Raw genomic sequence first — 23,001 nt, 5'->3', positions numbered from 1 at the left:
CGCATGACCACCACCACCAGCCGCGCGCCGCAGCCGGCCGCCGCACGCCGCCCCGCAACCACCCGCCGTCGTCCTTTCAACGCCCGCCGCGCGGGCGCCTGGGCCCTGCTGGCCCTCGCCATCGCCGTCTCCGTGCTCCCGTTCCTTTGGGTGTTCCGCACCGCACTGTCCACCAATGGAGCGCTGGCTACGCAGTCGGCCAGCCTGCTTCCGGCAGACTTCACCGTTGGCGCCTTCATGCGCGTCTTCGGGCTGCAGAGCCCCGCCGACGCCGTCGCGGAGGGCGGTTCCGGTGCCGCCATCGACTTCTGGCTGTACCTGCGCAACTCGATCGTCTTCTCCTCCATCACCACCGCCGGGGCAGTGTTCTTCAGCGCAATGGCTGCCTACGCCTTTGCCCGGCTGCGCTGGAAGGGCCGGAACGCTGTATTCAGCCTGTTCCTGGGCACCATGCTGGTCCCGCCGATCTTCACCGCCCTGCCCAACTTCCTCCTGATCAAAAACCTGGACCTGCTCAACACCATGCTCGGGATGGTCCTGCCGTACGTATTCATGACTCCGTTCGCCATCTTCTTCCTCCGGCAGTTCTTCCTGAACATGTCACGTGAAGTTGAGGAGGCAGCCATGCTCGACGGCGCCAAGCACCTGCGCATCTTCTTCCAGATCGTTCTCCCCAACGCCGCAGCACCCATCGCCACCCTCGCCCTGCTGACCTTTATCGGCCAGTGGAACGAGTACTTCTGGCCCCTGCTGGTCGGATCCCAGGACGAGGTACGCGTCCTTCAGGTGGGGCTCGGCGTCTTCAAGTCGCAGTCCCCGCAGGGGGCACCGGACTGGTCCGGCCTCATGGCCGCCACCCTGGTCTCGGCGCTGCCTGTCCTGGTCCTCTTCGCCGCCTTCGGCAAGAAGATCGTCAACTCCATCGGATTCTCCGGAATCAAGTAAGCACCCGCTCCCTCCTGTCTCCACCCATCCCGAACGGAAAGAAAACAATGAAGAAATCCCTCGGCACCGTCGCCGTCGCCGCGGCCATGGCCCTCTCCCTCTCCGCCTGCGGCGGCTCAGGATCCTCTGCAGAATCGGCCAAGGGCGAAGTCAGCTACTGGCTCTGGGACGCCAACCAGCTTCCCGCGTACCAGCAGTGCGCCGACGACTTCACCAAGGCCAACCCCGACATCAAGGTCAAGATCACCCAGCGCGGGTGGGACGACTACTGGAGCACCCTCACCAACGGGTTCGTCGGCGGCACGGCCCCCGACGTCTTCACCAACCACCTGGGGCGCTACGGCGAACTCGCCGAAAACAAGCAGCTGCTGCCCATTGACGACGCCGTCAAGAAGGACAACGTGGACCTTGCCGCCTACAACGAGGGCCTTGCGGACCTGTGGGTGGGCCAGGACGGCAAGCGCTACGGCCTGCCGAAGGACTGGGACACCATCGGGCTCTTCTACAACAAGGCGATGCTCACCAAGGCCGGCATCTCCGAGGACCAGATGAAGAACCTGACCTGGAACCCGCAGGACGGCGGAACGTACGAGAAAGTCATCGCCCACCTGACCGTTGACAAGAGCGGCAAGCGCGGGGACGAAGCCGGCTTCGACAAGAACAACGTGGCGGTCTACGGCCTCGGACTCAACGGCGGCGGCGACTCCTCAGGCCAGACGGAGTGGAGCTACTTCGCCAACACCACCGGCTGGTCCCACACGGACAAGAACCCGTGGGGCACGCACTACAACTACGACGACCCCAAGTTCCAGGCCTCCATCGACTGGTTCGCCGGACTGGTCAAGAAGGGCTACATGCCGAAGCTCGAATCCACCGTCGGCGCAGCCATGGCCGATACCTTCGCTGCCGGCAAGTCAGCCATCAACGCCCATGGCTCATGGATGGTCGGCCAGTACACGGGCTACAAGGGCATCGAGGTCGGCATCGCCCCGACTCCGACGGGCCCGGAGGGCAAGCGCGCGTCCATGTTCAACGGCCTGGCCGACTCGATCTGGGCCGGAACCAAGAAGAAGGATGCAGCCATCAAGTGGGTGGAATACCTCGCCTCGGCATCGTGCCAGGACGTCGTTGCGTCCAAGGCTGTGGTCTTCCCGGCCCTCAAGGCCTCCTCTGACAAGGCCGCTGCAGCGTTCAAGGCCAAGGGCGTTGACGTCACGGCCTTCACCGAGCACGTCAAGAACAAGACCACGTTCCTGTACCCCATCACCGACAACACCGCCAAGGTCAAGGGCATCATGGAACCCGCCATGGACGCCGTGGTATCCGGCAAGCAGCCCGCCAGTTCCCTGACCGAAGCCAACAACCAGGTCAACGCCCTCTTCAAGTAGGGCCGTAACTGGGCGAAAATCAAAGTCCAGGCATCCGCACAGCACCACACCTGCGGGGCCGGGATCGCACACACCGCGCCCGGCCCCGCAGCACCCCACACACATATCTGCTCATCACGAAAGAGACTTATCTATGGATCCCCTGCACCTCCGTTCCGCCGGCACCAGCCTGGCGATCAGCTTCAGCAGCGGGGAGGCCGAGGTCATCCACTGGGGTGCCGATCTTGGCAGTGAACTCCCTGACCTGTCCATCCTCACGGAGGCCATCCCGAACTCCGCCATCGACGCCACCGTCCCGGCGGGACTGCTCCCCCAGGCGTCCTCCAGCTGGCGCGGGCGGCCGGGCCTGCGCGGGCACCGGATTGCCGACGGCGTCTCCGGACTCGACTTCTCCGTTCGCCTGCGCGCCGTGCGGGCCACAGCTAACGGCCGCTCCGCCGCCATCGTCCAGCAGGACGCCGACGCCGGCATCACCGTGGAATCCGCGCTCACCCTGCACGACGGCGGCCTGCTGGAACTGCAGCACACCGTCACGAACACCGGAACCACGCCGTTCCAGCTCGACGAACTGGCGACAGTCCTCCCGGTGGCTCCGGACGCCGTCGAACTCCTCGACCTGACCGGGCGCTGGTGCCGGGAGCGGCACCCGCAGCGCCGACCCATCCAGCAGGGCACGTGGGTGCGGACCGGCCGGCACGGCCGCACCGGGCACGACTCCTCGCTGCTGTTCGCGGCCGGCACCGCCGGCTTCGGCAACCGCCACGGCCGGGTCTGGGCCACGCACCTGGCCTGGAGCGGCAACCACGAACAGTTCGCGGACACCCTCGCCGACGGGCGCACCATGATCGGCGGCTCCGAACTGCTGGGCCCTGCCGAGGTCATCCTCCAGCCCGGCGGAAGCTACGGCACCCCCAAGCTCTTCGCCGCCTACTCCGACCGCGGCCTGGACGGCATCAGCGAAGCGTTCTACAGCTGGTTCCGCTCGCGCCCGCACCACGTGCTCCCGGCCGCGGGCGGCGGAAAGCCGCGCCCCGTGGTGCTCAACACGTGGGAGGCCGTCTATTTCGACCACAACCTGGACACCCTGATCGAACTCGCGGACTCTGCCGCAGACCTCGGCGTGGAGCGCTTCGTCCTCGACGACGGCTGGTTCCGCGGCCGCCGCGACGACACGGCCGGGCTCGGCGACTGGTTCGTGGACGAGACGCTCTGGCCGGACGGGCTGACGCCGCTCATCGACGCGGTCACGTCCCGGGGCATCGAGTTCGGCCTCTGGGTGGAACCCGAGATGATCAACCTCAACTCGGACGTGGCACGGGCACACCCGGACTGGATCGTTGGACCCGCGGCCGTCTCGCACAAGGACGGCGGACGCCTGCCGCTGGCGTGGCGGAACCAGCACATCATCGACCTGGTGAACGCGGAGGCGTGGCAGTACATCTTTGACCGGATCGACGCTCTCCTGCGCGAAAACAACATCAGCTACCTGAAGTGGGACCAGAACCGGGACCTCACCGAGCACGGGCACACCGGGCGCTCCTCCGTCCACGAGCAGACCCTCGCCGCCTACCGCCTGTTCGATGAGCTCCGGAAGGCCCATCCCGGCGTCGAAATTGAAAGCTGCTCCTCCGGCGGGGCACGCGTGGACCTCGGCATCCTCGAACGCACCGACCGTATCTGGGGTTCGGACTGCAACGACGCCCTGGAGCGGCAGACCATCCAGCGGTGGACCGGCGTCGTAGTTCCGCCCGAAATGGTGGGCGGCCATATCGGCCCCACCACGTCCCACACCACCGCCCGCACCCACGATCTGTCCTTCCGTGCCATCACCGCACTGTTCGGCCACTTCGGCATGGAATGGGATGTCCGGGAGGTCCAGGGCGAGCAGCGTGAGGAGCTCAAGCGCTTCATCGAGCTGTACAAGGAGCACCGCGGGCTGATCCACAGCGGCCGGATGGTCCGGGCCGACGTGCCCGACGAGTCGCTCATGCTCCACGGTGTGGTGGCCGGTTCCGGTGCCGGTACAGTTTCCGATTCCGGTGCCGTTGCTGCGGGCACGACGGCGGCCCTGTTCGCCCTGGTGAGCACGCGCACCTCTTTCGCCGAGCAGCTGGGACGGGTCGCCCTGCCCGGGCTCGAGGCGGATTGCCGCTACCGGGTGGAGGCCATCTTCCCGGCTCCGGTGGACGCCGATTACGCCCACACCTTCACCCAGGTCCAGCCGCCGGCATGGCTGGCTTCCGGCGCGGAGGCCAGCGGCCGCTTCCTGGCCGAGGTGGGACTCCCGATGCCCAGCCTCAACCCGGAGCACGCGCTGGTGCTGAAGGTCACGGCCCTCTGAGCTGCGCGGGCGCTGCCGCCCGCCGTCGTTCTTCCCGCTCAGCAACCTCCGTCCCGCACCGCCGGCACTCCAGCCGGCGGTGCGGGACGCCGCATCTTCCGTAACGAAAGCCCAGCCCTCGGAGCCCGGCAACCCGACGCGATAGATTTGCAGGCATGACTGAAGCCCCCTCCGCCACCGAAGCCGGCCGCGGCACCATCCTCGTCCTCAACGGCCCCAACCTGAACCTCCTCGGCACCCGCGAGCCGGAAAAGTACGGCACAGCCACGCTGGCCGACGTCGAGCAGCTCGCCAAGGACACCGCCGCCGCCCACGGGCTCGACGTCGAGTGCTTCCAGTCCAACCATGAGGGCGCGCTGGTGGACGCCATCCACGCCGCCCGCGGCAAGGCCATCGGCATCGTTCTGAACGCCGGGGCCTACACCCACACCTCGGTGGCAATCCGGGACGCGATCTCCGCGGTCCAGCTCCCCGCAGTGGAAGTCCACATCACCAACGTGCACGCCCGCGAGGAATTCCGCCACCACTCCTACCTCTCCGACATCAGCAAGGCCGTGATCGCCGGTGCCGGGATCATGGGATACCGGTTCGCCGTGGAGTACCTCGCCGACCTGAATACCGGCAAGGCCTGACCATGCCGGCGGCGGCCCTCGGCACCGCAGAGTGGTACCGGCACTTCGGCACGGTTGATGCCCCCGGTTCCTCGCCCTGCTACGCCGGCTGGTCGCTGCACATCGCCGACGATCCTGAGCTGATCGCCCGGATCGACCGCTGGCCGTACAACAAGCGCCAGCCCCTGCTGATGCTGGCCGCCGCCCGTTTCCTCGGCGCCAAGGTCTCCCCGTACCCGGAGTTCCGGGCCTTCCTGGACGACCACTGGGCCGAGGTCTCGCGCACCGTCATGTCCCGCGCCACCCAGACAAACGAGGTGGGCCGCTGCGCCGCCTTGCTTCCGTCGCTCGCGGCCATCGCGGCCGCCGAGGGCCGGCCGCTCGCGCTGATCGAGGTGGGCGCCTCCGCCGGCCTCGCCCTGTTCCCGGACCGCTACAGCTACGAGTTCGACGACGGCGCGTCAGTCACGCGGCTGGATCCCGGCGCCTCCGGCGAACTGCAGGCCGGGTCCGGCGGTCGGCCCGGGCCTCCCGTCCATCGGCCGGAGCCTCCCGTCCTGCGCTGCAGGACGGCAGGCCCGGTTCCCCTGCCTGACAGCTTGCCTTCTGTGGTGTGGCGGGCCGGGATCGACCTCAATCCCCTGGACGTGCTGAATCCCGACGATGTCGCCTGGCTTGAGGCGCTGATCTGGCCGGAGCAGGAGTTCCGCCGTGAGCGGCTGCGCCGGGCCATTGCCGTGGCGCGCCAGGAACCGCCTTTACTCGTTGCCGGCGATCTCAACGAACAGCTGCTGTCGCTGGCCGGGCAGGCCCCTCCCGACGCCGCACTAGTGGTGTTCCACAGTGCCGTCATGGGCTATGTCAGCGCTGACGGGCGCGCCAGGTTCCGGGCCATCATGCAGAGCCTGGCGCGGGACCGGGGTTGCCACTGGCTGTCCAACGAGGGCGAGACCGTGATCATCCAGGAGGACGGCTCGGTGGTCGTACCGGAGATGGATCCCGCCCGGCTCCGCGGCAACTTCCTGCTGCTGCACAACGGCCAGCCGGTGGCCATCACCGGCCCGCACGGCCAGAGCCTGGACTGGCTGTAACCGGCTGATCCTCTCGCTGGATGCCCGATTGCCGGTGCCGCTACTGCTGGATGCCGCTACTGCTGGATGCACTCCCCCGACGACACGGGGCTGGACAGGCTCGGTGCCTCTGCTGCCACCGGACGGAGATCGATCATCGGAATCGCGAACCCCAGAGCTGCGTTGGAAGTCGTCTTTGCAAAGATGACGCCTGCCACCTCTCCGTTGGTGGTGAGAAGCGGGCCGCCGGAGTTGCCGGGCTGGACGTCGCCGGCAAGCTTGTACACCTCGTCCGGAACAGGGTTGTTGCCGTAGATGTCCGGCACCAGCACCGTGGAAATGCCCTGCACAGTGGCCGGCTTGGACTGGTAGGGGCCGCCATGCGGGTAGCCGGCAAACGCGGCGGCGGTTCCCGCGGGCAGGTCGGAGCTCAGGGGCAGCGCCTCGGTGGGCAGTCCGTCTACGGCCAGGACTGCCAGGTCCCGCTTGCTGTCGAAGTAGACCACCCGGCCCGGCATGGCACCGCCGCCGGGGACCTCCACAACAGGCTGTGACACCCCCGCAACGACGTGCGCGTTGGTCACCACGCGTCCTGATGACACCACGAAGCCTGTTCCGGTCTGGTTCTGCCCGCACTGGAACGCGGTCCCAGCGATCTTCAGGACCGAACCGGCTGCCTTGTTCAGGGCCGGCGTGTCCGTGCTGGCATCCGGAACCGGGAGCTGCTGCTGGTCCTGGCCGATGCCCTCAATTAGCGTGGGGATGCCGTCGCCCATAACGGCGGAGCGCAGCTGCGCCATCGCCGATTTGACCGGGTTGGGCGTCAGTCCGTCTATGAAACGGATCACCTTGGACTCGGCCAGCTGCTGCGAGACGAAGGGCACACCAAGCGCGCTGATACTGAACGCCAGCATGGACATGACCAGCGCGGACACGGCCAGGTTGACCGCCCCGCCAATGAGTCTGTCCACAGCCCGGAGCGGCCGCATGCGAACGGCGCTGCGGATACTGCGCCCGATCATGGTTCCGAGCGCGTTGCCGAGGACCACCAGTAGGACTGCAGTGCCGATGATGGCGGTCAGGCGCCACCCACTGTCCTCAACGAAGTCGCTGACCAGCGGAACGGAGAGGAATGCGGCCACGGCGCCCGCCGTGAAGCCGGCCAGTCCGCCGACGGTCACCAGGAAGCCGTTGCGCAGGCCGTAGATCAGATAGGACAAAAGCGTGAGTATCAACGCAAGGTCCAGAACGGTCAGGCCAAACACCGGGTCTCCTCACAAGCAGCTAAGCCCCGATTCTACTGGCGAAGTCTGACAAATTGCCGTGGATGCGTGGAGCCTGCGCCGGTCTCGCGGCGTCTTTTAGGGCGTTTCAGCTGCCAAGTACGTCACAGAACGTTGAAAATTCTGAAACAATGGCACAAGCGCCCCAGACGACACTTTTACTCAGGAGAATTTATGGACATCGAGGTATTGCGACGCGCACCCCTTTTCGCCACGCTGGACGACGACGCGTTCCGCCTGCTGACGGACGAACTGACCGAGGTCGATCTGTCCCGCGGTGCATCCGTCTTCCGCGAGGGCGACCAGGGTGACCAGCTCTACTTCATCGTCTCCGGCAAGGTGAAGCTCGGCCGCACGTCCCCCGACGGCCGCGAATCCCTGCTGGCCATCCTCGGCCCGGGTGAGCTCTTCGGCGAGATGGCCCTGTTCGACCCGAGTCCGCGCACCGCCACGGCCACTGCCGTCTCGGAGACCCGCCTGGCCGGCCTCAAGAACGAGAGCCTGAACTCCCTGCTGCGGACCCGTCCCGAGGTTTCGGCCCAGCTGCTGCAGGCGCTGGCCCGCCGCCTCCGCCGCACCAACGACTCTCTCTCCGACCTGGTCTTCTCCGACGTGCCCGGCCGCGTGGCCAAGGCCCTCCTGGACCTCGCCGACCGCTTCGGCCGCCCCGCCACCGACGGCGTTCTCGTGGCTCACGAGCTCACCCAGGAAGAGCTGGCCCAGCTCGTCGGCGCGTCCCGCGAAACTGTCAACAAGGCTCTGGCCGAGTTCGTCCAGCGCGGTTGGCTGCGCCTCGAAGCCCGCGCCGTCGTGATCTTGGACATGCAGCGCCTCCGCCAGCGCTCCCGCTAAGTCCCGCTAGCAGCAAAGGCCGCCCCGCTCGTTTGGGGCGGCCTTCGCTTTTTAACTCACCAGCAGGCGGAAGGCGGCTCAGCAGTGGCCAGGGGCGAGAGGGTTGAAGGAAAACCGGTAGAAACTGCGCGAGCGTCCGGGGAGATACGCACGAGCCGGGCTGCGGGTCTTCGGATAGGAGCGCATCGCGGCGCATCGGGGCCGGAGGTCGCCCAGCGACCGGAGGGGCCCCTATGCGTCGTAAGCGTCGTCCCGAGGGCCCCGACGCGAGCTTGCGAGTGTTGGGAAGGGACCTACGCGCTAAGCGACGCCGAAGGGCCGCCGCCCGGCGGACGGAACCACGGAGGGGGCGGGAGCTTAGCGCTCGCGCTGGGGCTCTCCGGCTACCGTTTTGGCTGCCTCTACTTCGAGCATCAGCGTCCCGTTTTCGTCGACGAGCCGGGGCTGGTAGACGTGCGGGGTGCGCTTGTAGCTGAGGTAGGCGATGCAGCCGTTGGCTTTGGCCATTTTCTCCAGCATGATCTCGGAGCCGGGGACCATGAGCTGACCGAGGGTGAGGCCTACGGTGTTTTCCTGGCCCACCTCGTCGCCCAGCACTGTCGTGTCGCGCTCGGCGATCGCCTTGGTGGCGCACACCCACCGCCCCCAGACGCCTTTGCTCTCCAGGATGGAGGGCTGCTGGTTCATGGGGACGGTGGCGGCGAAATACCGGGTGTTGAAGCGCCGGTGCGCGAAGTCCGGGCTCAGCCAGTTCACGAGCGGCTTGAGCAGGTCGGTGCGCAGGGACAGGCCCCGCTTGGCCAGCTCCTCGGTGAACGATTTTTCCTGCGACGCGACCGCTTCGCGGGCCTTCATCCACTCCACCGTGGACGTTGCCTCCACGGTGGAGGACAGGTCCGGGCCTGCCAGCAGCACGCCGGTCTCCTCGAACAGCTCGCGGACCGCACCCACCACGTGGCGGCGGGCCAGGCCGACGTCGTCCGTCCCCATCTGCTCGGCCCAGTGCTGGGGCGAGGGCCCCAGCCAGCCGACGGCGTCGTCGTCGGAGGGGTCCAGGGAGCCGCCCGGGAAGGCGAGGACGCCCAGCGGGGACGAGCCCGGACGGTACCCGAGCCAGGTTTCCAGTCCGGTGGGCGAATCCCGCAGGAGTACCACGGAGGACGCGAAACGGGGCTTGCGCGGAGTCCGTTCGCCGTGTTCGAGCCAGCTTTGCGCCGCCCCCTCAAGATCGGGAGGAAGAACAAAGAGCCGGCGTGCTAGTTGGGGCAAAGGAACCTACTGCTCCTAGCTGAATTCGGCGATCAGTTCGACTTCCACGGGAGAGTCGAGCGGCAGGACGGAAACGCCGACGGCGGAACGGGCGTGCTGGCCCGCGTCACCGAAGACCCGGCCCAGGAGCTCGGACGCGCCGTTGATGACACCGGGCTGGCCGGTGAAGGACGGGTCGGAGGAGACGAACCCCACAACTTTGACAATGCGCGTGATGCGGTCGAGGTCGCCGATGACGCTCTTCACGGCGGCCAGGGCATTCACGGCGCAGACGGCGGCGTATGCCTTGGCGTCTTCCGGGGACACAGTCGGTTCGTCCGAGGTGCCCTCGGTGCCGGCGGACACCTTGCCCGTAGCTTCGAGTTTGCCGTTAATAAACGGCAGCTGTCCCGAGGTGTAAACGTGGTTGCCAGTGACGACCGCCGGCACGTAGGCGGCGACGGGGGCGGCAACTTCGGGGAGGGTCAGCCCGAGCTCGGAAAGACGCTGTTCGACGGCGGACGACGGCGTCAGATCAGCGCTGGAAGCGGTTTCCTGGGGGGTGGTCATGCTACTGCTTCTCCCTCTTGAGGTAGGCGACAAGTCCGTTGCCGTCGGGTCCGGGGACTACCTGGACAAGCTCCCAGCCGTCGTCTCCCCACTGGTCCAGAATCTGCTTCGTGGCGTGGATGATGAGCGGAATCGTGGCGTACTCCCATTTGGTCATGAAATAAAGCCTAATCGTTGCCGGTAAACTGGAGAACATGGCGACTCGTAAGAACCCCATATTCGACACGGCCACCACCCTCGGAAAGATTTTTGGCTTCCTTGGCGTGAGCGCTATTTGTGGCGTCCTCGTGGCCGGCCTGCTGGTTCCCGCAGCCGCCGTCTCAGGCAGCACGGCCAGCGGCTCGATCGAATTCTTTGACACCCTGCCCGCTGAGCTTCAAGTGGACCCGCCGAGCCAGTCCACCAAGGTCCTGGCCGCCGACGGGAGCGTGATCGCCAACCTGTACGCGGAAAACCGTACCCGCGTTCCGCTGGACCAGATCTCCCCGTACATGAAGGACGCGGTGATCGCCATTGAGGACAGCCGGTTCTACGAGCACGGCGGTGTGGACACCACCGGCATCCTCCGCGCCCTGGTCAGCACGGCGCGGGGCAACAAACAGGGTGCCTCCACCATCACGCAGCAGTACGTTAACAACGTCCTCAACGCCAACCTCGAAGCCGAAGGCAACTCCGACGCGATCAAGCTCAACGGCGTTAACAAGGGCGTCGGCGACAAGCTCCGCGAAATGAAGCTCGCGATCGCCCTGGAGAAGAAATTCACCAAGGAGCAGATTCTTGAGGGCTACCTGAACATCGTCTTCTTCAACCGTGACGCGTACGGTATTGAGGCCGCCTCCAAGTTCTTCTTCAGCACCACCGCGAAGAACCTCACGCTCCCCCAGGCCGCACTGCTTGCCGGCCTGGTGAACAGCCCTTCGGCCTTTGACCCGATCACCAATCCGGACAACGCCAAGAAGCGCAGGGACCTGGTGCTGAGTGCAATGCTCACGCACAACAAGATCACCAAGGCCCAGTACACCGCCGCCGTTGCCACGCCTGTCGCACCCAAGGTGACCCCGGCGCGTCAGGGCTGCGCGTATTCGCCCACTGCCCCGTACTTCTGCGACTACGTCCTGCACCTCCTGCTGAACAACCCGGCCTACGGAGCGGACGCCACCGAACGCGAGAAGAAGGTGTTCCGCGGCGGCCTGACCATCAAGACCACCCTGGACCCGAAGGCGCAGAAGGCCGCGCAGGACCAGGTCAACTCCGCTGCCGGCTCGAACCCGGACAAGTGGGGCGCCGCGCTGGTTTCCCTTGAGCCGGGCACGGGCAAGATCGTCAACATGGCCCAGAACACCTCGTGGTTTGCGGGCAAGGGCAAGTTCGACTCGCAGATCAACTTCAGCGTGGACCAGTACGACGAGCAGGGCAACGACCTGAACGGCCTGGGCGGTGCACAGCCCGGCTCCACCATGAAGCCGTTCACGTTTGCCGAGTGGCTGAACGAGGGCAAGTCGATGAACACCATTGTCAACGCCTCCCAGCGCCGTTACCCGCAGGATTTCCCGTGGACGAACACCTGTGAGACCCCCACCGTGGGCTGGTATGACAGCACTAACGGCACGGAGGACCTCCAGAACGCCGAAGATGGCTACTACCGGCCCATGACTGTGCTGGACGGCCTGAAGAACTCCATCAACACGGCGACGTTCGCCTCGGCCTCGCAGGTTGATCTGTGCGGCATCCAGAAGGTTGTGGATGCTGTCGGACTGCACGAAGGCCTGCCGACCCGCGACAAGGAAACCAACGCGGTGGTGGATCCGAACCCGAAGATCACCATGACCACCATCGGCAACCTGCTGGGCTCCCGGCAGACGGCCCCGCTGACCATGGCCGCGGCCTTTGCCACGTTCGCCAATGACGGCAAGTACTGCGCGCCTATCGCGATCACGTCGGTGACGGACCAGACCGGCGCCCAGCTGCCGGCGCAGGCCCCTGCCTGCCGGGACGCACTCAAGCCCGAGGTGGCGCGCGGCGTGAACTACGCCCTGCAGCAGGTCCTGAACGAGGGATCCGGCTCCCTGATTGAACCCCGGATCTCCACGCGGACCAGCTTCCCGATCGCCGCCAAGACGGGTACGTCCAACAACAACGGCTCCACCTGGGTTGTCGGCCACACCATGGGCCTCGCGACGGCCGCGTGGTTCGGTGATCCACTCGGTAGCCAGCAGCGCGCCGGCCAGAACGTGACCATCAACGGCAAGTTCTACACCGGCATCGACGGCTACATGATCGCCGGGCCGATGTTCTCGAACTTCATGTCCCAGATCGCTCCGGGCTACGGCACGGACCCCTTCCCGGAACCGCCGTCGAACCTGCTCTACGGCACGCCGCAGTTCCAGCCCACGGTTCCAAACATTCCGAACATCCCGTCCCAGGGCGGGAACACCGGCGGAAACACAGACACCGGCAACAGCGGTGGAAACACCGGCGGCACGGGCAACAACGACAACAAGAGCAATGGAAACGGCAACAGCAACAAGGGGAACGGCTGACCGTGACTGACCTTTCACAGGTGGCGAGCCGCGTCCGTAGCATCGGGCGCGGCTTTGCCGTCGCCGCCGGCGCCGGGACCGCGGCCGCCCTCGCCGCCACGGCCTACGGGCTCTGGGAAAAGAACCAGTTCGTCCTCCGCGAGGAGACCGTCCCGATCCTTCCCGAGGGCAGGGCCCCTTTCCGGATCCTGCACCTGAGCGACATCCACTTCGTGCCGGGCCAGAAGGCCAAGGCCGAGTGGCTGCAGTCGCTCGCGGCGCTCAGGCCCGATCTTGTGGTGAACACCGGTGACAACCTCAGCCACCCCAAGGCCGTGGACCCGCTGCTCAACGCCTTGGCACCGCTCATGGAGTTTCCGGGAGTGTTTGTTCCGGGATCCAATGACTACTACGCGCCGAAGCTGAAGAACCCGGCCCGCTACCTGTTGGGCCCCTCCAAGGCGGCAGCCGACAGGGAGGAACTGGACTGGCCCCGCCTGCGGTCCGGCTTCGGAATGGGCGGCTGGATCGACCTGACCAACCGGCAACAGTCCATCGTCCTCAACGGCCTGCGGTTCGATTTCTCGGGCGTGGATGATCCGCACCTCAACCGTGAACGGTATGCCGGCTGGCCCCGCGGCACCCGAGGCCAGAACGCCAAGGACCACCTGCGCGTCGCCGTCATCCATGCCCCCTACCAGCGGGTCCTGGACCACTTCACCGAGGACGGCGCGGACCTTCTCCTGGCCGGCCACACGCATGGCGGCCAGCTGTGCATCCCGGGGTACGGCGCCCTCGTCGCGAACTGCGACATCCCCACCTGGCGGGCCAAGGGACTCAACGACTGGAGCAGCAACGGGCGTACGACGCCGGTCAACGTCTCAGGCGGCATCGGCACCTCGCGCTTTGCGCCGGTCCGCATCGCCTGCAAGCCCGAGGCCGTCCTGCTGACGCTCACCCCCCGCGCCTGACGAGCCACCTGCGAAGGGTGTCACCCATGGCATAGGGTAGTTGCTACGGGAAACTACACCAGAGCCTTCACAGAGCTGAGTTCAAGAAGCGGGCATGGCCAAGCAGAGTTCATTTTTTCGATCCGTCAGCCGTCTCTATCCGCACGTGAAGCCGGTCCTGCCACGCCTGCTTATGGGCCTGCTCTCGGCGCTCCTGGCCAGTGTTGTTGCCCTTGCCATCCCGCAGGTGCTGCGCGTACTCATCAACGATTCCCTCCGGCCCGGGGCCACCGCGGAAGCCGTCTGGGGCTCGGCCGGCCTCATCCTTGCCCTGGGCGTCGCCGAAGCCGTGCTGGTCGCCCTCCGCCGCACCTTCGTGATCAATCCGGCCACCACCGTGGAGACCAGGATGAGGGTCTCGCTCTACGGCCATCTGCAGGACCTTCCCGTCTCCTTCCATGACCGCTGGGGCTCGGGCCAGCTGCTCTCCCGCGCCATGACGGACCTCAACTTCATCCGGCGCTGGATGGCATTCGGGGCCATCATGCTGGTGGTAACCACCCTGACGGTGGTGATCGGCGTCGTCGTCATGTTCACCATGAGCTGGCAGCTTGCCCTGATCTTCCTGGCCGCAGCAGGACCCGTGATGGTCTACGGTTTCCGGTTCCGTACCCGCTTCAGCAAGGTTGCCCGGCGCAGCCAGGACCAGGCCGGCGACCTCGCCACCACCGTTGAAGAGTCCGTCCACGGCATCCGTGTCCTGAAGGCCTTCGGCCGCAGCCGCGAAGCTCTCCAAACCTTCAACGGCCAGGCCGAGGAACTGCGCCAGACGGAGATTGCCAAGGCCCGGCACCAGGCCGTCTTCAGCATGGTGGTGACGCTGCTGCCCGAGCTGGCGCTGGGCGCGGGCCTGGTCACTGGAATCATGCTCGCAGCCAGCGGCCGGCTCAGCATCGGCTCCCTCGTGGCCTTCTTCGCCACCGCCGCCGTCGTCGCTGCGCCCGTCGAGTTCTCCGGGATGCTGCTGGCCATGGCGCTGACGGCGAAAACCGCGCTGGACCGGCACTTCGAGGTCATGGATTCCCAAAACACCATTACCGGCGCGGCCGAACCCCGCCGCCCGGCCGACGTCAAAGGCGCGCTGAGCTTCAACAACGTAACGTTCGCCTTCGACGACGCCCCGGACAAACCGGTGCTGAAGGACGTCCGGCTGGACATCTGCCCGGGCGAAACGATGGCACTGGTGGGCATCACCGGCAGCGGCAAGAGTGCCCTGCTGCAGCTGGTGCCGCGGCTCTACGATGTCACGGCAGGTTCCATAGAGCTCGACGGCGTGGACCTGCGGGACTTCAGCATCGAGGAACTCCGCACCCTGGTGGCCGTGGCCTTCGAGGACACCACCCTGTTCTCCAGTTCGGTGCGCGACAACGTGCTGCTCGGCGTCCAGTCCGAAGACACCGAAACCCGGGAAAAGATCCTTGCCGAGGCCCTGGACACGGCGCAGGCACACTTCGCTTACTCGCTGCCCGAGGGGCTGGACACCCTCATCGGCGAGGAGGGCCTCAGCCTGTCCGGCGGCCAGCGCCAGCGCCTCGCCCTGGCCCGGGCCATCGCAGCCGCGCCCGCTGTGTTGGTTCTGGACGATCCCCTCTCCGCCCTGGACGTGAACACGGAGGAGCTCGTGAAAAACCGGCTGCGGGAGATGCTGGCCGGCACCACGACGCTGATCGTCGCCCACCGCCCGTCCACCGTCGCGCTGGCCGACCGGGTGGCGCTGCTGGAGGACGGCCGCATCGCCGCCGTCGGAACCCACGCCGAACTGCTGGCCGGCAACAGCCATTACCGTCACGTGATCGCGAGCCTGGAAACGGAGCCCCGCGACCTGGACTCCGAGCTTTCGGCCCTCGACGACGCCGAGGAGGTCAGCCGGTGAGCAACACAGCCTTCGGTACCGCCAATGAGGACGACGCCAACCTCAGCAAGAGCGACAGCAAGGCCGTACGACGCCGGTCGCTCGCCTTGCTGGGGTCGCTGATCCGTCCCGTGCGGCTGCGGTTCTGGCTCACGATCGCCACGGTGGTCCTGTCGCAGGCGGCCAGGGTGGCCGGCCCGGCGCTGATCGCCTTCGGCATCGACCACGCGTTGCCCGCCCTCCGTGCGGGCAACAGCCTTCCGCTGGTGCTGGCCGGCGTGGCCTACCTCATCACGGCGCTGGCAGCCGCCGGGCTCACCGCCCTGTACGTAACGTCGACGGCGGCACTCAGCCAGGCGATGCTGCTGGACCTGCGGCTGTGGGTGTTCCGCCACACCCAGCGGCTCAGCCTCGAGTTCCACGAGAAGTACACCTCGGGGCGGATTATCGCCCGGCAGACGTCGGACCTGGAGGCTCTGCGTGAACTCCTGGACTCGGGGGTCAGCTCGCTCGCCTCGGGTGCGCTGTTCATGCTGTTCACGGCCGTCACCGTATTCGCCCTGGACTGGCGCAGCGGACTGGTGGTGCTGGCCGCGGCCGTCCCCATGTTCTTTCTGGCGCGCTGGTACCAGAAGCACTCACAGATGGCGTTCCGCCAGTCCCGGGTGGTCTCGGCCCGGCTCATCGTGCACTTCATCGAGACCATGACCGGCATCCGGGCGGTCAAGGCCTTCCGCAAGGAACGCGAAAACGCCGGCCGCTACGGCGAACTCGCCGAGGACTACCGGCGGGCGACCGTCCGGTCCATCAACCTGAACGGCGTCTTCCAGCCGGGCCTGGTGCTGATCGGTAACGTCTGTGTGGCCGCCGTGCTGCTGTTCGGCGGCTTCCGGGTGCTGACCGGTGAGCTGGCCGTGGGCGTGCTGCTGGCCCTGATGCTCTCCACGAAGCGCTTCTTCCAGCCCGTGGACCAGATGGCCATGTTCTACAACTCCTTTCAAAGCGCGCAGGCTGCGCTGGAGAAGGTCTCGGGCCTGCTCGAGGAGGTGCCTACGGTGCGCCCGCCGCGGAACGCGGTGGAACTCCGCGATGCCCGTGGCGCCGTTGAATTTCGGAACGTCGAGTTCCGCTACGGCGCCGGGCCTCTCATCATTCCCACGCTGAACCTCAGCATTCCGTCGGGACAGACCGTGGCGCTGGTGGGCCAGACCGGGGCCGGCAAGTCCACGCTGGCCAAGCTGATTGCCCGCTTCTATGACGTGTCCGCCGGTTGCGTGACGCTCGACGGTGTGGACGTCCGGCAGCTGGCCACCGCGGACCTGCGGCGGAACATTGTGATGGTGACTCAGGAGGCCTTCCTGTTTAGCGGCTCGGTGGCCGACAACATCGCCCTGGGCCGGCCGGGGGCAGCGCGCGAGGAGATCGAGGCGGCCGCTAAGGCCGTGGGTGCGCACGAGTTCATCATGGAACTCCCCGAGGGATACGACACTGACGTCAACAAGCGCGGCGGCCGTGTCTCCGCGGGCCAGCGCCAATTGATCAGCTTCGCGCGCGCGTTCCTTGCCCGGCCGGCGGTCCTGATCCTGGACGAGGCCACATCCTCGCTGGACATCCCCTCCGAACGGCTCGTGCAGAGCGGCCTCGCGGGGCTCCTGCGCGGACCGGACGGCACCGGCGACGCAACTGGGGGAACGCCGACCGCCGACGGAACGTCCCGCGGAACGGCCCGCACGGCGCTGATCATTGCGCACCGGCTGTCGACCGTGGAGACGGCGGACAGGGTGCTCGTGGTCCATGACGGACAAGTGGTGGAGGACGGAACCCCGGATGAACTGATCGGCGGCAACGGCCGCTTTGCTCGGCTGCACAGCGCCTGGAAGGACTCGCTGGTCTGAGCCACCCCGGCTCTTCCAGACCCCGATTTCACTTGTTGGTCAGTATCGGATATTCTTGTTCAGTTGCTTTCGCAGCAGCGGATCGGGATGTAGCGCAGCTTGGTAGCGCGCTTCGTTCGGGACGAAGAGGTCGCAGGTTCAAATCCTGTCATCCCGACCAAAAGGAAAGAGGGTCTCCCCCAGAGGAGGCCCTCTTCCTGTTTCTTCGGGGTACGGCTCACGCCCACCCGTGCGGGCTTAGTTTCCGCCCAGGCTCTGGTTGCGGATGTTCTGGGTCGCCTGCCCGTCGCCCAGCAGGGGGATCCTCGGCCGGCTGGACCCGTCGTCCGCCAGGTAGTCGCCGCGGCTGTCGTAGCTTTGGACCTGGTTCAGGTAGCGGTGGCGCAGACGCAGGCCGACGGCGAAAAGCACCAATGACTCCAGCAGCGCCGCAATGCCGATCATCCCCCAAACGAAAGTCCCGGCGTCGGCCGTTCCCCTGAACACCTCAACCACGGCTGCTCCGGCAGCGGCTGCCACAATCAGTGACGTGCCGGCGATCGTCCAGAGGAAAAAGGCCCGCTGCAGGCCCCCGGCTGCTTTCCGTGTCATGGTCCCCACTCCTTAGTTACGGCTGCTGTTCCTGGCAAGAAAGCATTTCTGGTAAGAAAAACGGCCCCGGAACATGATGTGCGCATGCTCCGGGGCCGTTTTCCTCATGGAAGCTGTTTACATGGGATCGGGCCAGTTGCCAATGGTGGTCTTTGACACCATGGGATCAGGCCAATTGCCGATAGTGGTCGTGTTCACGTCCTTGACGCGCATCGGATCCGGCCAGTTGCCAATGGCAACAGAGGTGCCCGCGTTGTCCGCGATCGAGCCTGCAGACAGAACGGCGGGAGCCGCAGCAGAAAATGCGAGGGCCCCCGCCAAAACGGCAGCGGCTGCTATCTTCTTCAACATGTGAGAGTTCCTCAATACGAGTCGGATTCGTTACCAAGTCAGCACAGTCCTTGTTGACATATATTGTAAAATGTTTTCCACAGAGGGTGTCAAGCATTCTGTACAAAGGCTGTCCGGAATAGGAGGAACCCCAGTGGGTAACGGATTCGGGGAGAAGCTCCGCGCTGAGCGGCTGGAGCGCGGACTGACTCAGGCCGAACTCGGCCGGGACCTCTACTCCCCCAGCTACATTTCCCTGCTGGAAACCGGCCGGCGGGAACCCACAGCCGACGTCATCGAAGAGCTCGCCCGCAGGCTGGAGCTCGCGCCGAAAGCGCTCGAAGCATGGAGCCAGCCCATCTCGGTCAGCGACGCCGAATACGTGCTGGCCGGCCTCTATGCCCGGCAGGCCTGGGACCTGCGCGACTACGCCCTCGCCGCCGAGCACGCCGCCAACGCGGCCCGGATCGCACTCGACGGCAAGAACACCAGCGCCTGGTGGAACATGACCTACATGCAGGCCGAATGCCTCATGAAGCAGGGCCAGCTCAAGGAATGCCAGAAGATCATGGAGCACCTGTCCGAGCACCCCATGGCCACCGAGTCGGCCGGCCTCGGTGTCCGGGCACGCCAGATGCTCGCCGCCCTGTGCCACGGACAGGGACAGCTGGGCACCGCCGTCGAGCACGCCGAGAAGGCGGTGGAACTGTGCGCGCAGCTGCCCAAGGGCTCAACGCTGATCATCGGCGCGCTCCGGGCGCTGATTGGCGCCCTGGCCGAGAGCGGGCGGCTGGACGAGGCCTGGAAGTACTGCCAGGACATGAACGAGCAGATGGACGAGCGTTCGATGTCCCAGCTCGCAGGTGAGGTGGCATGGGTGATCGGCAATGTCGCGTTCATGCGGCACGACTACCCGGAGGGCATCAAGCACCACGAGCGGGCGGCGAAGCTGCTCTCGCCCGCCAACGACATTGAGCTGTGGGCCCGCTTCAACAAGGCGTCAGCCGCCGTCCGCCTCTCCTCCGGAATTGTTGAGCCGGAGACCCTGTCCGCCATTGAACGCGCCGAACTCGCGCTGTCCATCGTCGGCGGGAACAAGACGGACCAGCTGGAAGTCGCCTTCATCCGTGCCCGCTGGCTGTACCTCACCGGCGACATCGTGGCCGCCGTCCAGAAGCTCCGCGACATCCACGCCGAACGCAAGGACCTTGCCAAGCACACGGCCGGCGAAGTTTCGCTGCTTCTCGGTAAATCATTGAAGGCTGCGGGCGAAGGGGATGAGGCGCTGGTGCATTTGGAGGAGGCGCAGAAGGAATTCAGTGCCGCCGGCGCACAGGACCGGGTCCAGCAGGCCCTCGATGCCGTGCTGGAGATCCGGCTCGCCCAGCGCCGTGCGGCAGCGGCCGAAGCCAGCTAGCAGGCACCACGCAAAAGCGTCAGGCGCCCCCGGAACAGTCCCGGGGGCGCCTGACGCGTTCTTGCAAGCGCTAGCCGAACGTGCGGCCGGTCAGCTTCTCGTAGGCCTCGACGTAGCGGGCCCGGGTGCGGTCCACGATGTCCGCGGGCAGGGCCGGCGGCGGCGTGTCGGAGGCCTTGTCCCAGCCGGATTCGGCGGACGTCAGCCAGTCCCGGACGAACTGCTTGTCGTAGGAGGGCTGCGCCTTGCCGGGCTCGTACGTGGCGGCGTCCCAGAACCGGGACGAGTCAGGCGTCAGGACCTCGTCGCCCAGGGTGATGGCACCGTTCACGACGTCGTAGCCAAACTCCACCTTGGTGTCGGCCAGGACGATGCCCCGTTCACGGGCGATCCTCTCGGCCTTGGTGTAGATATCCAGCGTCAGTTCGCTCAGTCGCGCGGCAATATCGTCTCCCACGATGGACACGACGGCGTCGTAGGTGATGTTCTCGTCGTGCTCGCCCACCTCGGCCTTGGCCGACGGGGTGAAGATGGCGTGCTCCAAGCGGGAGCCGTCCACCAGGCCCTCGGGCAGCGGGATCTCGCAGACGGTGCCGGACTGCCGGTACTCCACGAGGCCGGAGCCGGTGAGGTAGCCGCGGGCGATGCATTCCACCGGGAACATTTCCAGCTTCTTGCAGATCATGGCGCGGCCCTCGACAGCTGCGGGCACGCCCTCCTCCACCGTGGACGCCAGGACATGGTGTTCGACATCCAGCTGGTCGAACCACCAGAGGCTCAGCTGGGTCAGGATGCGTCCCTTGTCCGGGATTTCGCTGCTGAGCACGTGGTCGTACGCGCTGATGCGGTCGCTCGCGACCACCAGCACGCATTCCTGCCCGAACTGCTCGTTGATGGCATCGCTGGCCGGCTCGTACAGGTCGCGGACCTTGCCCGAGTACACGTGCTTCCAGCCTGGCAGCTCCGCGTGGGGGGTGTCCAAGCCGCGGGTGTTTTCCTGTTCAGCCACCGGTTACGCCTTTTCTTCCGAAGCGGAGCCGGCCTGGGCAGCAGCCGACGGGGCGGCGACGGCGGACGACACCTTGATTTCGCCGCGTGCGGCCTTGCCTGCGATGTCCGTGCGGAACTGGGCGCCTTCCAGCTGAACCAGCTCCACGCCGTCGTACGCCCTTTCCCGTGCCTCCACGAGGTCGGATCCGAGCGCCACCACGGCCAGAACCCTTCCGCCGGCGGAGACCACCTTGCCCTCGCCGTCGAGCTTGGTGCCGGCGTGGATCACGTGGACGCCGTCCAGCTCGTCAACCTTCTTAAGGCCGCGGATCCGGTCACCCGTGCGCGGAGTGTCGGGGTAGTTTTCAGAGGCAACGACGACGGCGACTGCCGTGTCCTTGGACCAGCGCAGCTCTTCTGCCTGGTCCAGTTCGCCCTTGGCGGCTGACAGGAGCAGGGAACCGAGGGGCGTCTTGAGCCGTGCGAGCACGGCCTGGGTTTCGGGGTCGCCGAAGCGGACGTTGAATTCGATGACGCGCGTGCCGCGCTTGGTCAGCGCCAGGCCGACGAACAGCACGCCCACGAACGGGGTGCCGCGGCGGGCCATCTCGTCCACGGTGGGCTGGGCGATGCGTTCGATGACCTCCTGGACAAGGCCCTCAGGAGCCCAGTCAAGCGGGGTGTACGCGCCCATGCCGCCGGTGTTGGGGCCTTCGTCGTTGTCGTAGATGCGCTTGAAGTCCTGCGCCGGGGACAGTGCCACGGTGTTGCGGCCGTCGCACAGGACGAACACGGAGACCTCGGGGCCGTCCAGGAACTCCTCGATGACCACCGTTCCGCCGGCGTCGAAGCAGCTCTGGGCGTGGGCCAGGGCGTCGTCCCGGTTGTTAGTGACAACCACGCCCTTGCCTGCGGCGAGACCATCATCCTTGACGACGTACGGAGCGCCGAAGGTGTCCAGCGCCGCCGCTGCCTCGTCCGCGTTGGCAGCCACCAAAGCCATCGCCGTCGGAACGCCGGCTTCGGCCATGACCTGCTTCGCATAGGCCTTGGAGGCCTCGAGCTGGGCGGCGTCCTTGCTGGGCCCGAACACCGGGATGCCGGCGGCGCGCACGGCGTCGGACACACCGGCCGCAAGGGGAGCTTCGGGGCCAACGACCACCAGGTCAACGTCCAGCCGGGTGGCGAGCGCCGCCACCGCCTCCGGATCATTCCCGTTGATCGCGTGCGTGGGGACGAGCTTGCTGATGCCCGCGTTGCCCGGAGCCGCGTGGACTTCGGAAACGTTGGGGTCGGCAAGGAGGGAGCGGACAATGGCGTGTTCGCGGCCGCCGGGGCCAATGACGAGTACCTTCACAGTCCCCAAGGGTACTTTGTGCACCCTGCTGGCTCCTAAGCTGTGACCGGCCCTCAGGTCCGGCCGGCGGACAATCCGCGCAGCCCGCCGCTACGAACCAATGGCATGAAGAAGCTCATGAGGTGGTTCAGGGGACCGGCCGCGTTGGCGGCCCTCGCCGGGGTGGCCGCCGCCGCCGTCGTACTTTCCGTTGCGGAACTGGCGGGGGCGTTCTTTACCGCCCGCGCCACTCCCCTGTTTGCCCTCGGTTCGACATTCATCGACTTCACGCCGCCATGGCTGAAGGACTTCGCGATTGCCACGTTCGGCACTAATGACAAGGCCGCGCTTTTCGTGGGCATGGGCCTGACAATTTTCGTGCTGGCGTGCGTGCTGGGCGTGGTGGCGTACCGGAGATGGGCGCTGGGCGCGGCCGGCGTGCTGTTCATGGGCGCGGTGACCGTGGCCAGCGTGGTGACCCGCGCGGGCGTCAGGCCGCTGGACGCAGTGCCCTCGCTCCTAGGAACCGTGGCCGGGCTGGTGGTGCTGCGGATGCTGGTGTCGCGGCTGTGGCGGCTGCAGGCATTTCCGGATGCTCCGTCGGATGTGGCGGCCAAAGCACCGGAGCGCCCGGCCACCTCCCGGCGGGCTTTCTTCGCGGCGACCGGCTTAACGGCAGCCGCCGCGGGCATCGCCGCCACCGGGGGCCGGCTGCTCAGCGCCGCGCGCAGCAACGTGGCGCAGGCACGCGAG

The 23,001-nt window shown here is 66.7% G+C and carries 19 protein-coding genes, 1 tRNA gene and 1 pseudogene; 13 read left to right on the top strand and 8 right to left on the bottom strand.

The genetic code is table 11. The features are described from left to right. Nucleotides 1–3 precede the first annotated feature (3 nt). The 5 genes from DBZ45_RS00885 (at nt 4) to DBZ45_RS00865 (ending at nt 6,376) form a co-directional block, all read left to right on the top strand. Nucleotides 4–945 (top strand): carbohydrate ABC transporter permease, encoded by a 942-nt coding sequence (locus DBZ45_RS00885; protein WP_111902104.1) that lies wholly within the window; start codon nt 4–6, stop codon nt 943–945. A 47-nt stretch (nt 946–992) separates the two neighbouring features. Beyond that, nucleotides 993–2,333, top strand: a complete 1,341-nt coding sequence (locus tag DBZ45_RS00880; RefSeq protein WP_111902103.1) for an ABC transporter substrate-binding protein — start codon at nt 993–995, stop codon at nt 2,331–2,333. Nucleotides 2,334–2,466: 133 nt separating this feature from the next. Further along, nucleotides 2,467–4,674, top strand: coding sequence for an alpha-galactosidase (locus tag DBZ45_RS00875; protein ID WP_111902102.1), 2,208 nt, complete (start codon nt 2,467–2,469; stop codon nt 4,672–4,674). A gap of 155 nt (nt 4,675–4,829) precedes the next feature. After that, nucleotides 4,830–5,306, top strand: coding sequence for a type II 3-dehydroquinate dehydratase (aroQ, locus tag DBZ45_RS00870; RefSeq protein WP_111902101.1), 477 nt, complete (start codon nt 4,830–4,832; stop codon nt 5,304–5,306). Between the two features lie 2 nt (nt 5,307–5,308). After that, complete coding sequence (locus DBZ45_RS00865; RefSeq protein WP_111902100.1) at nt 5,309–6,376, top strand: DUF2332 domain-containing protein; 1,068 nt, start codon at nt 5,309–5,311, stop codon at nt 6,374–6,376. A 56-nt stretch (nt 6,377–6,432) separates the two neighbouring features. On the opposite strand, the gene DBZ45_RS00860 is transcribed toward DBZ45_RS00865, so the two are convergent. After that, a complete protein-coding gene (locus DBZ45_RS00860; RefSeq protein WP_111902099.1) occupies nt 6,433–7,620 on the bottom strand; it encodes a MarP family serine protease in 1,188 nt (395 codons plus the stop codon). 192 nt (nt 7,621–7,812) lie between these two features. Here DBZ45_RS00860 and DBZ45_RS00855 point away from each other — a divergent pair, with 192 nt between their 5' ends. Further along, nucleotides 7,813–8,490, top strand: coding sequence for a Crp/Fnr family transcriptional regulator (locus DBZ45_RS00855; RefSeq protein WP_003797871.1), 678 nt, complete (start codon nt 7,813–7,815; stop codon nt 8,488–8,490). A gap of 357 nt (nt 8,491–8,847) precedes the next feature. Here the strand turns inward: DBZ45_RS00855 and DBZ45_RS00850 are convergent, their stop codons facing one another. The 3 genes from DBZ45_RS00850 to DBZ45_RS00840 are packed head-to-tail and all read right to left on the bottom strand — an operon-like array spanning nt 8,848 to nt 10,465. Beyond that, nucleotides 8,848–9,759 carry an NUDIX hydrolase gene (locus DBZ45_RS00850; RefSeq protein ID WP_111902098.1) on the bottom strand — a complete coding sequence of 304 codons (912 nt, stop codon included), beginning with the start codon at nt 9,757–9,759 and terminating at the stop codon, nt 8,848–8,850. Nucleotides 9,760–9,774: 15 nt separating this feature from the next. Next, nucleotides 9,775–10,308, bottom strand: a complete 534-nt coding sequence (locus tag DBZ45_RS00845) for a RidA family protein (RefSeq protein ID WP_111902097.1) — start codon at nt 10,306–10,308, stop codon at nt 9,775–9,777. A 1-nt stretch (nt 10,309) separates the two neighbouring features. Further along, nucleotides 10,310–10,465 (bottom strand): DUF4177 domain-containing protein, encoded by a 156-nt coding sequence (locus DBZ45_RS00840; RefSeq protein WP_003797879.1) that lies wholly within the window; start codon nt 10,463–10,465, stop codon nt 10,310–10,312. 37 nt (nt 10,466–10,502) lie between these two features. Between DBZ45_RS00840 and DBZ45_RS00835 the strand changes: the two genes are divergently transcribed. From DBZ45_RS00835 to DBZ45_RS00815, 5 genes are all read left to right on the top strand, one after another. After that, nucleotides 10,503–12,848, top strand: a complete 2,346-nt coding sequence (locus DBZ45_RS00835) for a transglycosylase domain-containing protein (RefSeq protein ID WP_111902096.1) — start codon at nt 10,503–10,505, stop codon at nt 12,846–12,848. Between the two features lie 2 nt (nt 12,849–12,850). After that, nucleotides 12,851–13,798: a metallophosphoesterase gene (locus tag DBZ45_RS00830; RefSeq protein WP_111902095.1), complete on the top strand. Its 948-nt coding sequence runs from the start codon at nt 12,851–12,853 to the stop codon at nt 13,796–13,798. Between the two features lie 94 nt (nt 13,799–13,892). After that, entirely contained in the window at nt 13,893–15,710 is a 1,818-nt protein-coding gene (locus tag DBZ45_RS00825; protein ID WP_111902094.1) for an ABC transporter ATP-binding protein, read from the top strand. After that, a complete protein-coding gene (locus tag DBZ45_RS00820) occupies nt 15,707–17,584 on the top strand; it encodes an ABC transporter ATP-binding protein (RefSeq protein WP_111902093.1) in 1,878 nt (625 codons plus the stop codon). Before DBZ45_RS00825 ends, DBZ45_RS00820 begins: the two co-directional genes overlap by 4 nt. A gap of 83 nt (nt 17,585–17,667) precedes the next feature. Continuing rightward, nucleotides 17,668–17,744, top strand: a tRNA-Pro gene (locus DBZ45_RS00815). Nucleotides 17,745–17,821: 77 nt separating this feature from the next. On the opposite strand, the gene DBZ45_RS00810 is transcribed toward DBZ45_RS00815, so the two are convergent. After that, nucleotides 17,822–18,175, bottom strand: a complete 354-nt coding sequence (locus tag DBZ45_RS00810) for a hypothetical protein (RefSeq protein ID WP_111902092.1) — start codon at nt 18,173–18,175, stop codon at nt 17,822–17,824. A gap of 117 nt (nt 18,176–18,292) precedes the next feature. After that, nucleotides 18,293–18,526: a hypothetical protein gene (locus DBZ45_RS00805; protein ID WP_111902091.1), complete on the bottom strand. Its 234-nt coding sequence runs from the start codon at nt 18,524–18,526 to the stop codon at nt 18,293–18,295. Nucleotides 18,527–18,659: 133 nt separating this feature from the next. Between DBZ45_RS00805 and DBZ45_RS00800 the strand changes: the two genes are divergently transcribed. After that, nucleotides 18,660–19,922, top strand: a complete 1,263-nt coding sequence (locus DBZ45_RS00800; RefSeq protein ID WP_111902090.1) for a helix-turn-helix domain-containing protein — start codon at nt 18,660–18,662, stop codon at nt 19,920–19,922. Between the two features lie 70 nt (nt 19,923–19,992). Here the strand turns inward: DBZ45_RS00800 and DBZ45_RS00795 are convergent, their stop codons facing one another. Both DBZ45_RS00795 and purD read right to left on the bottom strand, forming a co-directional pair. Then, nucleotides 19,993–20,931: a phosphoribosylaminoimidazolesuccinocarboxamide synthase gene (locus DBZ45_RS00795; protein ID WP_111902089.1), complete on the bottom strand. Its 939-nt coding sequence runs from the start codon at nt 20,929–20,931 to the stop codon at nt 19,993–19,995. Nucleotides 20,932–20,934: 3 nt separating this feature from the next. Beyond that, a complete protein-coding gene (gene purD / locus DBZ45_RS00790) occupies nt 20,935–22,269 on the bottom strand; it encodes a phosphoribosylamine--glycine ligase (protein ID WP_111902088.1) in 1,335 nt (444 codons plus the stop codon). A 105-nt stretch (nt 22,270–22,374) separates the two neighbouring features. On the opposite strand from purD, the pseudogene DBZ45_RS00785 reads away from it, so the two are divergent. After that, nucleotides 22,375–23,001: pseudogene (locus tag DBZ45_RS00785) on the top strand (molybdopterin-dependent oxidoreductase); the annotation flags it as partial.

The organism is Arthrobacter globiformis (assembly GCF_003261175.1).
GTDB classification, from domain to species: Bacteria; Actinomycetota; Actinomycetes; order Actinomycetales; family Micrococcaceae; genus Arthrobacter; species Arthrobacter globiformis_A.
The sequence above is the reverse complement of the archived record's forward strand: the minus strand, read 5'-3'. Positions and strand labels throughout refer to the sequence as shown.

What these genes read in the sequence shown, in the direction of transcription:
- aroQ (WP_111902101.1), top strand. Translation starts at nt 4,830, where the DNA reads ATGACTGAAGCCCCCTCCGCCACCGAAGCCGGCCGCGGCACCATCCTC.
- DBZ45_RS00845 (WP_111902097.1), bottom strand. Translation starts at nt 10,308, where the DNA reads ATGACCACCCCCCAGGAAACCGCTTCCAGCGCTGATCTGACGCCGTCG.
- DBZ45_RS00825 (WP_111902094.1), top strand. Translation starts at nt 13,893, where the DNA reads ATGGCCAAGCAGAGTTCATTTTTTCGATCCGTCAGCCGTCTCTATCCG.
- DBZ45_RS00875 (WP_111902102.1), top strand. Translation starts at nt 2,467, where the DNA reads ATGGATCCCCTGCACCTCCGTTCCGCCGGCACCAGCCTGGCGATCAGC.
- DBZ45_RS00855 (WP_003797871.1), top strand. Translation starts at nt 7,813, where the DNA reads ATGGACATCGAGGTATTGCGACGCGCACCCCTTTTCGCCACGCTGGAC.
- DBZ45_RS00805 (WP_111902091.1), bottom strand. Translation starts at nt 18,526, where the DNA reads ATGTTGAAGAAGATAGCAGCCGCTGCCGTTTTGGCGGGGGCCCTCGCA.
- DBZ45_RS00865 (WP_111902100.1), top strand. Translation starts at nt 5,309, where the DNA reads ATGCCGGCGGCGGCCCTCGGCACCGCAGAGTGGTACCGGCACTTCGGC.
- DBZ45_RS00885 (WP_111902104.1), top strand. Translation starts at nt 4, where the DNA reads ATGACCACCACCACCAGCCGCGCGCCGCAGCCGGCCGCCGCACGCCGC.
- DBZ45_RS00840 (WP_003797879.1), bottom strand. Translation starts at nt 10,465, where the DNA reads ATGACCAAATGGGAGTACGCCACGATTCCGCTCATCATCCACGCCACG.
- DBZ45_RS00810 (WP_111902092.1), bottom strand. Translation starts at nt 18,175, where the DNA reads ATGACACGGAAAGCAGCCGGGGGCCTGCAGCGGGCCTTTTTCCTCTGG.
- DBZ45_RS00835 (WP_111902096.1), top strand. Translation starts at nt 10,503, where the DNA reads ATGGCGACTCGTAAGAACCCCATATTCGACACGGCCACCACCCTCGGA.
- DBZ45_RS00880 (WP_111902103.1), top strand. Translation starts at nt 993, where the DNA reads ATGAAGAAATCCCTCGGCACCGTCGCCGTCGCCGCGGCCATGGCCCTC.